This is a genomic window from Pseudarthrobacter sp. TE3704 (assembly GCF_056279405.1).
On the sequence record NZ_JBWCCJ010000007.1, the window covers coordinates 31,319 to 47,035 of the forward strand.

The 15,717-nt window shown below is 57.9% G+C and carries 8 protein-coding genes; 4 read left to right on the forward strand and 4 right to left on the reverse strand.

What is annotated here, in order from left to right; translation table 11 throughout:
* Nucleotides 1-218: 218 nt before the first annotated feature.
* Nucleotides 219-1,571: a ParB/RepB/Spo0J family partition protein gene (locus tag ACZ9BC_RS17835; protein WP_476247084.1), complete on the forward strand. Its 1,353-nt coding sequence runs from the start codon at nucleotides 219-221 to the stop codon at nucleotides 1,569-1,571.
* A 337-nt stretch (nucleotides 1,572-1,908) separates the two neighbouring features.
* On the forward strand, nucleotides 1,909-3,657 hold the full coding sequence (locus ACZ9BC_RS17840) for a hypothetical protein (protein WP_476247085.1): 1,749 nt from the start codon (nucleotides 1,909-1,911) through the stop codon (nucleotides 3,655-3,657).
* Nucleotides 3,658-3,668: 11 nt separating this feature from the next.
* Here ACZ9BC_RS17840 and ACZ9BC_RS17845 read toward each other — a convergent pair whose 3' ends face one another.
* From ACZ9BC_RS17845 to ACZ9BC_RS17860, 4 genes are all read right to left on the reverse strand, one after another.
* Nucleotides 3,669-7,220 (reverse strand): tetratricopeptide repeat protein, encoded by a 3,552-nt coding sequence (locus ACZ9BC_RS17845; RefSeq protein WP_476247086.1) that lies wholly within the window; start codon nucleotides 7,218-7,220, stop codon nucleotides 3,669-3,671.
* Nucleotides 7,221-7,487: 267 nt separating this feature from the next.
* Nucleotides 7,488-10,562, reverse strand: a complete 3,075-nt coding sequence (locus ACZ9BC_RS17850) for a type I restriction endonuclease subunit R (protein ID WP_476247087.1) — start codon at nucleotides 10,560-10,562, stop codon at nucleotides 7,488-7,490.
* Nucleotides 10,546-11,907, reverse strand: a complete 1,362-nt coding sequence (locus ACZ9BC_RS17855) for a restriction endonuclease subunit S (protein ID WP_476247088.1) — start codon at nucleotides 11,905-11,907, stop codon at nucleotides 10,546-10,548. Before ACZ9BC_RS17855 ends, ACZ9BC_RS17850 begins: the two co-directional genes overlap by 17 nt.
* Nucleotides 11,904-13,883: a type I restriction-modification system subunit M gene (locus tag ACZ9BC_RS17860; RefSeq protein ID WP_476247089.1), complete on the reverse strand. Its 1,980-nt coding sequence runs from the start codon at nucleotides 13,881-13,883 to the stop codon at nucleotides 11,904-11,906. The genes ACZ9BC_RS17855 and ACZ9BC_RS17860 overlap by 4 nt, the downstream gene beginning before the upstream one ends.
* 687 nt (nucleotides 13,884-14,570) lie before the next feature.
* On the opposite strand from ACZ9BC_RS17860, the gene ACZ9BC_RS17865 reads away from it, so the two are divergent.
* Both ACZ9BC_RS17865 and ACZ9BC_RS17870 read left to right on the forward strand, forming a co-directional pair.
* The gene (locus ACZ9BC_RS17865; RefSeq protein ID WP_476247263.1) at nucleotides 14,571-15,143 is read left to right on the forward strand and encodes a recombinase family protein; all 573 of its coding nucleotides are present in this window, start codon (nucleotides 14,571-14,573) and stop codon (nucleotides 15,141-15,143) included.
* Between the two features lie 181 nt (nucleotides 15,144-15,324).
* Nucleotides 15,325-15,600, forward strand: a complete 276-nt coding sequence (locus ACZ9BC_RS17870) for a hypothetical protein (RefSeq protein ID WP_476247090.1) — start codon at nucleotides 15,325-15,327, stop codon at nucleotides 15,598-15,600.
* The last annotated feature ends 117 nt before the right edge of the window (nucleotides 15,601-15,717 follow it).

Sequence of the window (15,717 nt, forward strand, 5' to 3'; positions counted from 1 at the left end):
CGGGGCCTGCGTCCCGAAAATTCTTCAGCCAGGGATCAACGCTCCGCGCCGATCCCGCAAGATTTTTCGGCCCTTGCCCCGCGGGTAGACGGGCCTCCGTCGGGCACAGCTCCGCAAGCTCCGCCAGCAGCCAAAAAACAACGGGGGGAGAGGGGAAGCTGGCCGGTCACCACGAACCGCCCCACCCACCACATTCCTCTGCAAAAGGAGCAAAAACCATGAACACCACGCCCACGCTGGAAATGCTCGACCCCAAAACCCTCACCATCGACGTCAACGTCCGCAAAGACGCCGCGCTCACCCCCGTCTTCGTAGCCAGCATCAAAGAACACGGCGTCCTCGAACCCGTCATTGCCCACCGCAAGGAAGACGGCACCGTGCACGTCCTGATGGGACAGCGCCGCACCCGCGCCGCCGTCGAAGCCGAACGCCCCCTCATCCCGGTCATGGTGACCGAAAGCCCCGAGGAAGCAGAACGTATCGTCACCCAGGTGGTCGAGAACATCCAGCGTTCCGCGCTGACCGAAGCGGACGAAGCCGACGCATACCACCAGCTCTCCCTGATCGGTGTCTCAGCGGCCCAGATCGCCAAGAAAACCGGACGGACCAAGATCAATGTCGAGGACGCACTGAAGGCCAAATCCACCACTGCCGGGGACGCCGCCCTGGGCAGGGGATGCACCATCGAAGAAGCGCTGATTCTGGCCGAATTTGAAGACGACCCCGACGCGACCGAGGAACTTGAATCAGTCCTCGCCGATGAACCCGACATGCTCCTGCACGTCACCCAGCGACTGCGGGACAAGCGGGACATCGCCGCCGCGCGTGCCGCGCTGGTCGCCGAACTCGAAGGGCAGGGCAAGACCATCGTGGAGGATGCGGGCCACTACGCCGACGAGGAAGCCCTGTACGTCTCGGCCGCGAACCGGGCCGACGGTGAACCGGCCACCGAGGACGACGCCAACGCCTACGTCATCCAGCGCGATTGGCAAGGCAACCACTCCGCCAAACCCGTCATCAATGGTTGGAAAGAACTCGGCTTCACCCCGCGCCACGAACGCTATGACGGCGGCCGACAGGCACAGTCCGGCCCGATGACCGAGGAACAGAAAGCCGAACGGAAGACTTTGATAGCCAACAACAAGGCCATGGAATCGGCCGGTATCGTCCGCCGCGAGTTCGTCAAAAACCTGCTGGCCAGGAAGCAGGCACCCAAGGGATGGCAGTACTTCACCATTCACGCCATCACCCACCACCCCGAAACCGCCAGCGGCTACCAAGGCGAAGTCGCCGCAGAAATGATCGGAGCCAAAACCGAAGACAAGAACGGACGCTGGGGCTGGAACCCCCTCCGCGACCACGTCACCAACACCACCGCCAGGCCAGAGTTCTCCCTGATCGCACTGATCTGCGCAGGGTACGAAAAGACCATCGCCAAAGACTCATGGCGATCACCACACCAAAGCCACCGCGACTACCTCAACCAGCTCGTCACATGGGGATACACCGCATCTGAGACCGAGCAGATCATCATCGACAGCGGCAAGCAAACCACCACCGAAGCCGCCTAAGACAGCCCCTTGCCGGGCGGCAGACAAAAACCGCCCGGCAAGGCACCAACCACCACAGGCGGCACGGAAGCTCCCAAAAGTGGGGCGGTCCGCCGCCCAGGGACAAGACGCAATTGCCACTCACCAGCGGCGGACCGCCGCTCAACGCGACATAACCCCAAAAACCATTCCCCCGCGGTGCCAGGAACAATGACGTTCCCCAGCCCCGTGGCAGCACCACCAACAATTCAGCTACGCTGAAACACAGATTTCCTTTGCAGAGGGAAACCAGGCAGGGCCGGCAAACGCCGGCCCTGCCTTTTTACCTCAGTGCCCGGTGGCAGGAGAGTATGTGGGGATGCACGACAGCAATATCGACTGGGAGCACATTAGTAGAGATGCTTTTGACCGTTTGGTCGAAACGTTGCTGTTGCGCATGTACCACCAGCCCCCCGTCACAACAGCCGTAGCCCTGGATGGCAGAGGCGGTGATGGAGGCATCGACGTCGGCGTCTACGACCAAGACGGGAAAATTCGCCATATCTTCCAACTCAAACACTTCCCTCAAGGCTTTTCCGGCGGCTACAAAGATGTACGGCGCAGACAGATCAAGAAGTCGTTTGAAACCGCTTGGACGAAACATCAGCCACCTTCGTGGACGTTGGTTGTACCCTGCAAACCCACAGATACTGAGGGCAAATATGTCAGCGGCTTGGCTCATGGCAAAGAGGTGAAGGTAAGTACTTGGGGCTGTAGGCACTTAGATATTGAGCTTTCCAAGCCTGAAAACCGTGACATTCTGGACGTGGCTACCCGCAGCCCTCTGCTTAACGCGCTGAAAATCATAGGGCAGGAAAGCGCCGCCCTCGCCGGGCCCGAAGACCTCGCGAAAAGGGCGTCGGACCTTCACGGTTTGGCCGCCGGACGTAGCTTGTACTGGGATGCAGATTTCCAGGTATCCAAGGCGGGGGTGACCCAGACATTCCGGGCTAAACACCCTCGTGCTAACGAACTCGAGCCCTTAGGATTCCAGTTCACCGTGAACAAGAACGCTTTCGGTGTCGTAGATGTTCAACGGCTAGTTGACTACGGGACACGGCGACGAGTGACGATCCCCGGAGCGGCTCTCGACGGCTTCCAGTCCCTGGGGCCGGATTGGTTTCACCATCAGGGTGAAATTGAGCGGATCGAGATAGGGCCAGCTGAAGTTCTCCCCGCCTATCAGCGGACAGTAGTAACGCTGGAGTTCTTGGACGAGGATGGCTTCACTCGCGCAAGTCACCAAGGTCTGATGCACGCCAAGAGCGACGGGGAAGCGGGCGTTGCTTTTCTAGCCCGCTTTTACGGCCTTCTCGATATTGATGTGGAGATACCGTACGCCCAAGCTGAACCGGGAAACTTCGACTTAAGCATGACGTTCGCCAATGCCCGCGTGAGCGAAGCCGAGGGCACCCTGCGCCTTCTGCGGGACTTCGACTCGGATGCCGTTGTGCAGGTGCTTTTTGACGGGAAGAAGTTCCTTAAGGGCCTAGCCAAAGGCGAGGCGCAGGTAGTAGATGAAGCTGCAGAACTTCTAATAGATGACCTCTCTGTCCTCCAGCGGAAACTGAATGCAACCTTCAGAGCCCCCGCCGAACTCAGTAATCGCGACCGTGTCATGCTTCGGGTTGCCCGCATACTAGCCGAAGGAAAAGCTACATGGATGCCTCCAGAGACCTCGTTGACAGGCACCCTTTCCGGAGAGTCAGACGAGGGCATGGACACCCTGCTTTCCGGTGCTTGTGCTGTCACCATGCCGATTCCCGCCTTTCCGATAGAAATTCAGGGCAGCCGGTTCAGCTTGGGCCCCGCACTCTTCTACCACCCCCATACCGCTGTTCGTGATGCAACAGAACTCAGGAAAGCGTTCGAGGAGGGGACAGCAGCAGGCCGAAAGGTCGTATTCGCCCCCCAAGAAGGGAAGCTGATCTGGGTCATGCCAGGAGGACATGAAGGAGGACGTGTTGTACCGCCGGAAACCGTTGCATGGAATCTTCCAGGGATCCCAATGCCCGTCAATGAGGGCAAATTGTCCCTAGAAGACCCTGCAACATTGGAAGGATGTTAGGCGTATTTTGCCTAAAGAGTGATGATGCGCTGGAGGACTCCGGACCGGTCTTCAGCTGGGGCAAGACGCATCAACTCACGGACATATTCCGCGGCTATCGCATGGTTCGTTTGTGTCGCAACGGTAGCGTACAACTCGCCAAGGACTTCGGGTACAAGGGTCGCAAGATCGGTTTTCCTAGACGCGTCTGATCGGAGCCCTGCGAGGACGTGGGGCAACGAGCTTGAGTCAACCCATTTTTGTTTCAACAGAGTCGAAAACCAGAAGCGGAGGTTGGCTTCAGCCGTTGGAATATCTGGCGAAACCAATTCCAACCAGGATGCGACAGATGAGACCCACATCTGCACGGCTTCCGGATCTTCTGCACAGTGCTGCAATGCCTGGAGCACGAAGTGGATTTGTTGTTCCGGAGTAGCCGTGGGCCCAGACTCCGAAATGGCTGCTGCTGTTCCTAACGGTTTCCACGAGTCCATCTCGGCCGCTAGTTTCATCACGGAAGAGTCAAAGCGGATGCCCGTGTAATAGTGGTGGATGAGTGTCGCTTCGTATGCGTCCACGCCGCTCACACTCACAAAGCCATTCCTTCGGAAAGATTCCAGCAAAGCAGGAGTTCCGAAGGACGGAACGCCGGCAGCCGCAGCCACCTGACGTAGCGCTCGGTCGTCGCACCAAAACGGCAAACCAAGCTTCTTGGCAAGGTCCAGTGACAGCAGCCACTGAAACTCTTTGTCCGTGGACTTGAAACGGGGTAGTTCTGCAATTTGTGGGTGTGGCACTGAAATGAGTTCCCTGCCAATGGCCAACAGGATAGTGGCCCGGTTCAGCCGGGTCTCTGCCTCTTCGTCCGAGATCTCGTAAATTCTGGGACCGCCCGAGATTGCGTCTATACCGATTGAGGCCGTGCTCTTGGGGGAAAGACTAAGGACCGCGCTCTGCGCATCGTGGATCGCTTCGGTTGGTGTGACTCCGGAGGAGAACAATCCCAGCCACTCTCTAGCTATATCTGCTCCGAGAAGGGCGAACGTATTAAGTACGGTCGTGTCGATGACCACCCGTTTATTCAGGTTTTTCGTAACAACTTCAATCTCGTTATCGACATTTGAGGGATCACCTGCGAAGACTTTGCCAGCACCTCGGATGAGACAAACTTCTGCATAGCTCTTACCAGACAAATGAGTTGCGAGCCCTACTGGTAGTTCTCCTTTGAGGATGGGCTGCATTGCCTCGTACCGGCCGGTCGGATCGGGCAGCATCGCCTTGATTGATTCAAAGGGGCTGTCTTCATTTACACTGACGGCTCGTATTAGTGAGCTATCCGGAAAGTCGGTAATGAACTTCGTAAGGAGTTCCTGGTATTGCCGGACTTGGTCGTCAGTTTCCGGTTTTGCATTCGAATGCATCATGGAGAGGACTATCCCGGCACGCAACTGTTCGTTTTCCGGCCACTGCTGAGCCAGGACTTCTGCCTGGCTGATATACCCCAAGTCAGGAGCATAGCGGGAGTGCAACTGCAGCCAAATTTTGGCATCGCCAGGTGTTCGAGGACTGGGTGCTCCGAGTCGCACGAAGCTCTCCCAAGCCCCCTGATAATCGGACGTCATGAACTGGCATGTTATGAATGCCCATTTGGCGGCGTCTGCGTCAGGGTCGACTTCCAGAAGCCTTGTTGCCTCGATAAGTGCCTTGTCCCACTGGCTTTCCGCGCTGCGACTTTCAATAAGAATCATCCGGGCATTTTTCGCGCGTAACCAGGTCGTTCCTCCGACCCGAATAGCTTGCTCGGCAGCCTCAATTGCACTGCCTCGCTGTTCGGCCTTCACCCAGATCTCTGCAGCCTTCAACCAGGCTTCCGGATCGTTCCACCGTCCTCCGCCCATCTCGGCCACGTCTGCAGCCGCAGCGTATTCCTTCCGAGAGATGTAGTAGAACATGAGCCCGTGAAAGACTTGCCGCGACGTCGCCGCTCGTGTCCTTGCCTTTTGTAAGGCACCGGGAACCTCGCGGACGAGTGCGGAGATCAGGTCGATGTCGGCAACGTCGGAGCCATAGTCCGCGGTTATCCAAGCCGGCCATTCAGGGGCGTGCCCGTGATGAGCAAGTCGCAATCCGACGTTCAGGGCGTCCGCAGGGTCCGACGTGGACGCCAGAACTCTTGTCCAAAGGGGGATAGCCGATTCAAAGCCGGACTCGTCCTCAGTGAGAATTGCCTTTATATGGTCCCTGCTCGGGCCTGCCTGAAGACGGGAAGACAGGTCGCGGGCCCGCTGAGTCATACCCAGCTCCGCTGCTGTCCGCGCTGTCTCCGTAAGCACCTGGACGTCTGACGACTCGCTTAGGGTTGCGGAGCCCTCCGGCGCTACAGTTCCGGTCCGCCAAGCTTGCTCTGGGGACCCAAGTAACCTGTAGGCGCTAATCATCGTAAGTACAGCCTCTGAGCTATCACCTCCCCAAGTGCGCCTTGAAGTGCGCACGGCCGTGGCAAGCTCAAGACCCCTAGCGAGGTCTCTCATGAAGTTCGGGTGTTGTCGAGATGACCCTCTTCGGACAAGCAATTTCGCAGCGTAAAGCGCGCACCCTGAGCTCCCGTGCTCAGAGTACCCTTCGACGGCTACGGTGATAGCGCGATCCTCATCATCAATTGCAGCAAGCGACTGCGCGAGGATAAGTTTCTTCGTCGCCTGATCTTCTTGCGATGCAGGGTCCCAAGTCTGGATTTCCTCGATGGCTGCATGATGCGATCCGTTCAGCTCGGCCCACAGGGCGGCACCGAGAGGATGATCTCTTGCTTGCCCTAGCTGTTCCTTGGCTTCCTCGAGGGAAAGCGGCGCGGCGAGGGCCGCCTTGGCCACCCAATACGAACGTGGCGAAGCGCCGGCCGCGATTGCCTCATAGACAAACTTTTGTGCCGCCTCTGCCGCGCCATAATCCTTAGCCGCAGAGGACAGCCAACAAAGAACGGAAACGGGGGTATCGATTAGCCAAGACGGCCTGTTGGCCGCCCAATCTTGGAAAAGCTGTTTGCGATCGTCAGCCGCAACAACCGCCGCCAACGCATGCGAAAGGGCCGGCCACTGTTTAAGAACCTGTCGCGCTTCTTCTGCCCGATATGAATTCAGCAGATCACAGTTAGCTTCGATGTCCAACGCCTTGAGGCTGCTCTCATGGAGCCTCGACACTTCGCTGGTCACATGTTTACGCGTGGCTTCACCCTCGAAACGGGATGCTTCAGAAGGCGGAAGACTGTGAACATAGGCATCCGCAATAATGGCGAGTAGTTCGGGAACAACGTCGGAACGACTTTGGGCATCTGCCTTGATGCAGTCTCGAAGCGCAGGTGCTACCTCATTCATACGATCCGTTGTAGGTGAGTGGAAGAGCTCAAAGATTCGCCATTCATCGATGAAGCTGCGAAGGGCAAAGTACCGGATTCGGATGCCGGATTTCTTTGCTCTTCTTCTAGTTTCAAAAGCAACACGCCACGATCTAATGAGCCCTGGCACGGCGGCCCCCGCGGCACGCCCGGCAAGCGAACCCAGTGCCTTAAAAACGATTGCCCAATCCATGCCACGCCCCTCCATAGCCTTACGACTGTGCGAATCCGAATCACTTCGCCAATCAAACTGAATCACAAGGCTATCGCTCGTCGTTTCGACAGCCCGGGCCTCTGGCAGATACCCCTTGGCGTATTGCCGTCAGATGGAATCGTCGGCACCAGGTCCGGGGTCAACGCCGATCACCGAGACCTACACCCGGTCAAAAACGACCGTTTCTGCCCCACCAGCCGGTCACGGACGGTAGAAAACTAGTGCTGCACAAGAATGGATATCTGCTCAGTCCTGCAGTTCCTCGTAGACCAGTTCGCTCAACATCTTGAGCAAGGCATGCATCTTTGTCTTGTCCCCCAAAGCTTGAAGGCTCAGGTTGTAGTGGCTGTCCATGGAATTGGTAACTGCGTCGCTGACTGCCTTTTCGAGATGCGGGCTGCTTCCAAAGTGGCTCCGGGAGTTGTTCTTGGCTTGTTTCTGCAGCGTCTCGTTTTTCACCAACTCTCGACGGACGCCTTCCACGAAGTGGGCCACGGCGTCCAGTTCCTCTCCCTCGAAGGGCAGGTTGGCCTGCTGGATCACTTCCTCCCAAGTGACCAGCAAGGGATCCTTGGCCTGGCCAGTTCCCGGATCAGTAAGGGGTTTTAGTAGCTCACCTTCCCCGGAGAGCTGCAACTGTGCCTCACCTTTGTCCTTGAGCGCGTATTTGGCGAGCACGACGCCGGAGAGATCCAGTGCCACTCTGGCGTCATTCACCCGCAGCACGGGCAGGAGGTGCTTGTAGTAGATTGCGCGCTTCTCCAGATCGGTGTCCGCGTAGTCGTAGATCTGGGAGAGGAAGTCGTAGGCGCGGACGAACGAGCCTAGGTCTTTCCGGAATAGGTCCAATTCGTCCTGGTCGGCTTTGTTAGTGTCGGCCACGGCTTTGTTGTACCGGGTGTTGAAACGGGACTTGGCCGGTGCTACCCAGCTGGACAAGGCGTTGTTGCCTTCTTCAAGCACGTAAGACTTCACCAGTCCGTCCACCTCGGATTCAAGGTAGATTTGGGCGGCGTCGAGCTTGGCCTGTAGGTCGTGAACGACATTGGGATTGGACACATCCTCCAGCGCAGCTTCGCGGAAGTAAGGCTGGAACGAGGCAAGGATCTCAGCGGGTTCGTTGACGAAGTCCAGCACGAAGGTCTGGTCTTTGCCGACCGCGGTCCTATTCAGCCGGGAGAGAGTCTGAACTGCGGAGACGCCTGAGAGTTTCTTGTCCACGTACATGGCAACGAGCAGCGGCTGGTCGAAGCCGGTCTGGAACTTGTTGGCTACGAGCATGATCTTGTATTCGTTGGTGGCGAAAGCTTCCGGAAGCGTACGTCCCTTCAAGCCTGGATTCATATTGAGTTCGGTGAACGCCTCAGGACCTGACTCAGCATCGGTTACCTCGCCCGAAAAGGCGACCATTGTGCCCAACTCGGTGTAGCCGGCATCGCTGATGTACTTGTCGATCGCGAGCTTGTACCGCACGGCTTCCTTCCGGGAACCCGTAACCACCATGGCTTTGGCTTTGCCGCCTAGGCGCCAGGCGACATTCTCGCGAAAGTGCTCCACGATCACCTGGACCTTCTGGCTGATGTTGTAGGGGTGTAGCTTCACCCACTTCATGAGGGACTTCAGTGCCTCAGACTTCTCGACCTGGGTATCGTCCGAATCGTAGTCCCGGCCTTCATGGGTCAGCCGGTATGCCACTTTGTAGCTGGTGTAGTTCTGCAGCACGTCCAGAATGAAGCGTTCCTCGATGGCCTGCTGCATCGAGTACAGGTGGAACGGCTGGGGCAACCCGTCAGGACCTTTGCGGCCGAACAGTTCCAGTGTCTTGGCCTTCGGCGTCGCGGTGAAAGCGAAGTAGCTGATGTTCTTCGCATCCGCCCGCTCCGCCATTTCCGCCGCCAGGAAGGACTCGATGTCGAACTCGCCGCCGTCGTTGACGCCTGCCAGTTCCTCGGCGGACAGCACCTTCTTCAGCTTGTTCGCGGTTGATCCGGTCTGCGAGGAGTGTGCCTCATCCGCGATGATGGCAAAGTTCCTCCCCTTTAGCGCCTGGGATTCGGCTATGGCTTTCAGCGCGAACGGGAAGGTCTGGATCGTGACGATAATGATCGGTGTCCGGGCAGCTAGTGCCGCCGTGAGCTCGCCGGACTTGGAGCCAGCGTTGCCGCGTATTGGAACCACCACGCCGGATTTGTGCTCGATTTGGTAGATCGCGTCCTGCAGTTGGGCGTCCAGGACAGTCCGGTCCGTCACCACAATGACGGAGTCGAAGATCTTCTGGTCATGGGCATCGTGCAGCGCACTGAGCTGGTGCGCAGTCCATGCTATCGAATTCGTTTTTCCGGATCCGGCTGAATGCTGAACGAGGTAGCGATTCCCTGGTCCCTCGGCGCGGGCCGTCTCGATCAGCTGATTGACAACGTCCCACTGGTGATAGCGCGGAAAGAGCAGGGATTTGCGAACCTCCCGTTCCCCGGTGACAGGGTTAGTCTTGTCGCTGATCTGCAGGTGCAGAAATTTGCCGAGGATGTTCAGCCACGAGTCACGTTGCAGAACCCGCTCCCAGAGGTAGCTGGTAGCTGAGCCCTCGGGGTTAGGAGGGTTGCCGGCCCTGCTGTTGTCACCGAGGTTAAACGGCAAAAAGTATGTGTCCTTGCCTTTGAGTTCGGTGGTCATCTGGATCTCGTCGTTGCTGACGGCAAAATGCACCAGGGCGCGGCGTCCGAAGGACAGCAACGGCTCATCCTTATTACCGGTTCGCGGCATCCGGTCTTTGCGATACTGCTCGACCGCGTCGTTGATGTTCTGCGTGAAGTCCGTCTTCAGCTCGATGGTCGCGACCGGCAGGCCGTTCACGAACAGGACCAGGTCGATGCTCTTCTTGGTGTCGACGGTTGAGTAGTGCACTTGTCGGAGGACGCGGAGGCGCACCTTGCCGTACCGCTCCAAGGTCTGAGGGTTTAGATCCATGGCTGGCTTGAACTGGCACATCTCGAACTTAGCTGCGACGTCCTTAAAACCTGTTCGCAGGACAGAGAGCATGCCCGCTTCCTTGGTAGCAGGCTTGTCCAGAACCTTGCAGAGACGGTCAAGTAAGAGCCGCTTCCCACTCTCCCGCTCGGCGTCGGAGTCCGTCGGTCTTAGAACTTTTGTGAGTTGCTCTGGCTGGCTATCGGCCAGCCAGGCGAAGACGTCTTCAGGGACGAGCGCCAGTGCGGCGTCGTACAGGTCGCTTGCCTTGCGGTGCGGTTCGTAAAGCCACCCTTCAGCGGCGAGGGCCTGGCAGATCTCTTCCTCGAAGGTCACTTCACGATGCTGCGCCATGCTGTTTCCCCCAGAAACCTTCTCGAACGTCGATCTTTCCGGTCACCGCGTCCGAAATTAGAGCAGATCGGCGTTCCCGAAGAAGGCTCACCGATTCCTTAGCTTTAGCGACGAGGACATCCAGCTCGGATAGCCGAACCCGAAGCAACTCCATAATCTCGCGCTGTTCAGCCAGTGGTGGAACAGGTACGGCAAGATTGGCTAACTTGTCAGCACCGATGTTCTGAATTGTTGCGACTGTAAGGGTCGCGTCCTTCCACTCAGCAAAAACGGACGACTTAGTGTAGGCCACAAAAAACGATGGCAGAAGCTTGTTGGGGTTGCACGAAGCCTTAATAAGATAGCCAGCAAAGCAACTGCTTGCTGAGCCCTCCGGCACGATGAATGTCTTCCCGACCGTGGCCCCGCTTCGCGCAAAAAGCACGTCGCCCGGCTTAACTAAATAGCCTGCTGCAAGCTCTGGCGGCAAAGAGCGGAAGGTATGAGGCTTCAACGTTCCATCGGAGTCGAAGTCCGTTATCCGCAGATAGCGGGGCCAACTGGGGTCGTCGAACTCGGCCGGCTCATTTGCTCCGTATTTGAGGGCCTCCGAGAGCAAATACTTTAGGGGTATTACGTCCCAGTTGACAGGTATGTCGCCTAGCCAAAGTACGTCGGAAGATTTCATCGCGCAGGCGGGGTCGATGCCTTTGGTCACGGCGTGGGTGACGATGGCCTGGCGCCTCTCGGCGAGCATCTCGATGAGCCGCTCCTGCTTGCCGATCAGATCGTCGATCTGAGCGGTCTCACGGTCTAGAAACGCCGCAATTTTCTCTTGTTCTTCATGACCAGGAAATGCCAACTTCCACTCCCCGACTGCTCCTTCGCTGGTGGAAGGGACGGCTCCTGGATTCACCAAGAGGTCAAATCGAATGAGCCCCAGGGCGTAGTAGAGAAATCTGGGGTCTGTTCCTTGATCTGCCTGGACCGACATCATGTTGTTGTCGATACAGGCGTCAAACCGGAGGATTCGAATTCGGCCTAGTAATAGTGCGGCACCAATCTTGGCTAGCACAGCAGACCCCGCCGGGTAAATCTTCGCTCGCAGACTGGCCGCTGTGTCTCTCGAAATCGCTTCATCGACAAAATCGATGAGGCCATCTTTGTTGGCTTTCGCAAGAGAGTTCACCTTGTAGAACGGAATCTCACCACCTGAAACTCCTTGGAACTCGTGCGGAAAACCGGCACCAGCGCCAGTCGTGGCGCGACGCTTGAGAGGAACGACCTCCCAATGGCTCGGGACGCGGCCCAGCCACTCGACGCCTGTGTCCTTGTATTCGGCGTACGCCCCCCCGCGCCTCGTCACTTCTCAACCTCGGCCAAAAGCTCTATGATCTCCGAAATGAGCTTGTTGAGATCGGCATCGATCTCGTCGAGTGATCTGGGTGTGGCGTATTTGTAGAAGTGCCGCGTGAAAGGAATGTCATACCCGACCTTGGTCTTGGACTCTTCGATCCACGCGTGGGGGACATGGGGAAGCACTTCGCGTTCGAAGTAGGCTCGGATGTCCTCGCCAAGGGGAACATTCTCGCTGTCACGGAGATCCGGGTCAGGCTCGGGAGAACCCTTGGGTCCCTTGCACAGGTCGGCAGTTTCGTCCCGTTCGGAAAGCCCCGCGAGGACAGCTTTCAGCACCGGGACGCCCAGCTTGAGGCCGGCGCCTGCAAGTGCCGGTTTGAGGACCTTCAGGAAGGTTTCTCGGTTCTTCCATAGTTTCGTTTCACCTTCACCTATCCGGATTAGGGTCTTCTCCAGCAGCTGACGGTCGTCGTCGGTCAGTTTTTCGACCGGCTTCTGCCCCAAAACGGCGGCGATCCGCATAGAGGTGCAAGCAAAGTTGAGCCTAAGTGGGCGTTCCACAGTGATGGTGGAGTAGCCGAAGTCCTGGTTGTTGAATATTTTAGACATTTCGCCGTCGTCCTCGAAAGCGCCATAGAGCTGAACGATGCGCTCGATGTCCTTTGGCCCGAGTTCTTTGCGCTTGGAGCCCAAGCTCTTGCGCATCTTATGGAAGAAGTCGACACCGTTGATGAGTTGGACCTTGCCAACGCGCTCCGGGTGCTTCTGCTTCTTGCTGTTGGACAGGATCCAGATATAGGTGGAGATGCCTGTGTTGTAGAACATTTCCGTCGGTAGCGCAATGATGGCTTCCACGAGGTCGTTTTCGATAATGTACTTGCGGATCTCCGACTCTCCCGAGCCGGCCCCGCCGGTGAAAAGCGGCGAGCCGTTCAGGACAATGCCGATGCGGGATCCGCCGTCATGGGCAGGTCGCATTTTTCGGATCAAGTGCAGAAGGAACAATAGTGAGCCGTCGCTCACGCGGGGGAGGCCGGGGCCGAAACGACCTTCAAAGCCATGGAGTTCGTGCTCTTTCTGGATCTGGGGTTGGATTTTTTTCCATTCCACGCCGAAAGGCGGGTTGGAGAGCATGAAGTCGAACTGTTGCCCGATGTTCTTGTCATTGGCAAGAGTGTCGCCAACGGAGATCTTTGTGATGTCCTGGCCCTTTATAAGTAGGTCCGATTTGCAGATGGCGTAGGACTCGTCGTTGATTTCTTGGCCGTAGGCGACGAGAGACGCGCTGGGGTTCAGAGAGTGCAGGTGTTCCTGTGCGACGGTGAGCATTCCGCCGGTTCCGGCAGTGGGATCGTAGATGGACCGGACGATACCTTCTTTGGTGAGGACGTCGTCGTCGTAGTTCAGCAGAAGCTGAACCATGAGCTGGATGACTTCGCGTGGGGTGAAGTGCTCCCCGGCGGTTTCATTGGAGGCTTCCGCGAATCGACGGATGAGCTCCTCGAACATTAGCCCCATCTCGATGTTGCTGATCGTCTCCGGATGAAGGTCGATGGCGTCGAAGTCCTTCGTAACGTGGTACAGCAGGTCGGCGTTGTCCAGCTTTTCGACGGTCTTGTAAAAATCAAAGCGCTCGAAGATGTCCCTAGTGTTATCAGAAAAGCCTTGGACATAGTTGAGGATGTTGGCCTTGATGTTGGTCGGGTCATTCAGGAGCTTGGCGAAGTTGAAGTTGGAGGTGTTGAAGAAGTTATGACCCGAGGCTTTCTGCAGGAACGTGTCCAGCGGAATGTTCAGGTCCTTCTTGGCCTCTTGTTCCGCCATGACGGCTTCTTTGGTTGGCTCGAGCACACAGTCGAGCCGGCGAAGGATAGTGAACGGCAGGATTACTGAGCCATACTGCGCCGGTTTGTAGGTCCCCCGCAAAATGTTCGCGATGCTCCAGACCAAGTTGGCGTTGTTGTTGTTGTTGTTGCCAGCCATTTTTCCCACTTCCGAGCCGCGGCAACGATCCTTCATGCGCGGCGGCTGTTAGACGCAGGCCCTACGATTCCATTGCCGTGCAGCGTTTATTGTTCTCGCACGTACTTGCCTTGAATTGTATGGGGAGGCCGGACATTCTCAGGCAAGGGCACATGGACCCCATGGACGAGCGGCTCACCTAACGCTTTGCTACCTTCGATCCACCGAGCCAGTAGAGTGCGACGTCTACATCTCTCGCTGACCAGGTGTGGCCACGTGAGTCAGCAGCTGACCGCAAGCGTTCCACTATTTCCATGTAGCACACGTTCCTGCTCGCGCTAAGACAGATGGCCCGTTCGCCCGTCCTCCACCCCCGAGGGGCCGGCGATACAGAATATGCCTGACGGCCGCGCGGCCGCACTCCATTCCCGCAGCTGCCCGCAAAACTGTCCGGTGAAGGCGTCCATCTTTGACCGCCAAAAACGACCGTTTCTGACGGCGCCGATGAACGATGTCCCCGGCGTCCCTTTTTTGGCGTTTCAGGCCTGCTAGGCTGTTTCATAACTCGACTGCGTTATCTAATGTTAGGCAGGTCGTCAAAACGTACTGGATGACCGTTTTTGACGGTCGATGTGGGGGGTCGTGGAACTTGGATCAGCGGGTAAAGCTCCTTGATGGCCGAGGAAGGGCACTGAAATGCCGACATTGATGGGTTATGCCCGGGTGAGCACCACGGAGCAGTCCGCCGATTTGCAGCATGATGCGTTGAACGCGGTCGGATGCTTTCGCATCTGGACCGACCATGCCTCTGGCGCGACTGCGGATCGTCCCCAGTGGCAGGACTGTCTGGACCATCTGCAGCCTGGGAACATCCTGGTGGTGAATGACCTGTCCAGGCTCGGGAGGAACACAACAGACCTCGCTGGCATCGTAAAGACACTGGCGGACCGCCACGTTGGGCTGCGGTCACTGACTGAGACCTGGCTGGACACCACGACTTCCCAGGGCGTGCTGATGTTCCACTTCTTCGCTGCCATCGCCGAGTACGAGCGGAACCGGCTGCGCGAGCGGACCATGGCCGGCCTCGCCGCTGCCAAAGCCAGGGGACGTGTTGGTGGCCGGCCGACGAAGATGACAGCCGACAAGGCAGCCACGGCTCATCGGATGCGGCGCGAAAAGCGGACCATTCGGGACATCGCTAAGACCATCGATGTCAGCGAAGCGACCGTTGTTCGTGAGCTTGCCCGCCAACGAAAGAGCTTGCGGGTCCCCGAGGAGTAAGGGTGTGGCTGTTAATCCATCGGTGCCTTCGCTAGCGTGGAGGCAAACGGAGGGGGAGCGGCGCGCATGGCACCGAGGAAATCGAAAAACCACATTGAGGGTCAGCTGAGCCTGGAGTCCTTGTGGGCCGAACCGGAAGAGGTAATCAATGAACGAGCACGGCAGACACGCCATGGAAACCATGAAGAATCACGACCCGGAGAGCTTCGCGCAGATAGCGGACCCCGAGACACACTTTTCGACTTTGGGCCGGGAGATACAGGACCAGATCTGGGCGTTGAGCGAGGACCTGATCCCGCCCCGCGGGCAGGAGACCCCGCTGGAGTACGTCGGCCTGGTGAACATGGCCAAGCTGCGGGCGCGGGAGATCGTGTACCAGGAGATGATCTACGACGGGCTTCCTCAGGAACCGGAGGAAATGGAGCCGGTCCCGAGCCAGCAGGACGAGGAGAGCTAGAACCTGCCCTGCAGCCGGAACAGCCGGCGGCCGCGGCCGCCCGGTTCCGCCCCGCGTCCCAGACAGACCTCGCCCCGTCGGGGCAGAAGGCCCGTTTCGCGGCGAACCTTGAAGCGA

Excerpts from the sequence above, each read along its gene's own strand:
- ACZ9BC_RS17860 (WP_476247089.1), bottom strand. The coding sequence starts at position 13,883 with ATGGCTGGCAACAACAACAACAACAACGCCAACTTGGTCTGGAGCATC.
- ACZ9BC_RS17865 (WP_476247263.1), top strand. The coding sequence starts at position 14,571 with ATGGGTTATGCCCGGGTGAGCACCACGGAGCAGTCCGCCGATTTGCAG.
- ACZ9BC_RS17835 (WP_476247084.1), top strand. The coding sequence starts at position 219 with ATGAACACCACGCCCACGCTGGAAATGCTCGACCCCAAAACCCTCACC.
- ACZ9BC_RS17870 (WP_476247090.1), top strand. The coding sequence starts at position 15,325 with ATGAAGAATCACGACCCGGAGAGCTTCGCGCAGATAGCGGACCCCGAG.
- ACZ9BC_RS17850 (WP_476247087.1), bottom strand. The coding sequence starts at position 10,562 with ATGGCGCAGCATCGTGAAGTGACCTTCGAGGAAGAGATCTGCCAGGCC.
- ACZ9BC_RS17840 (WP_476247085.1), top strand. The coding sequence starts at position 1,909 with ATGCACGACAGCAATATCGACTGGGAGCACATTAGTAGAGATGCTTTT.
- ACZ9BC_RS17845 (WP_476247086.1), bottom strand. The coding sequence starts at position 7,220 with ATGGATTGGGCAATCGTTTTTAAGGCACTGGGTTCGCTTGCCGGGCGT.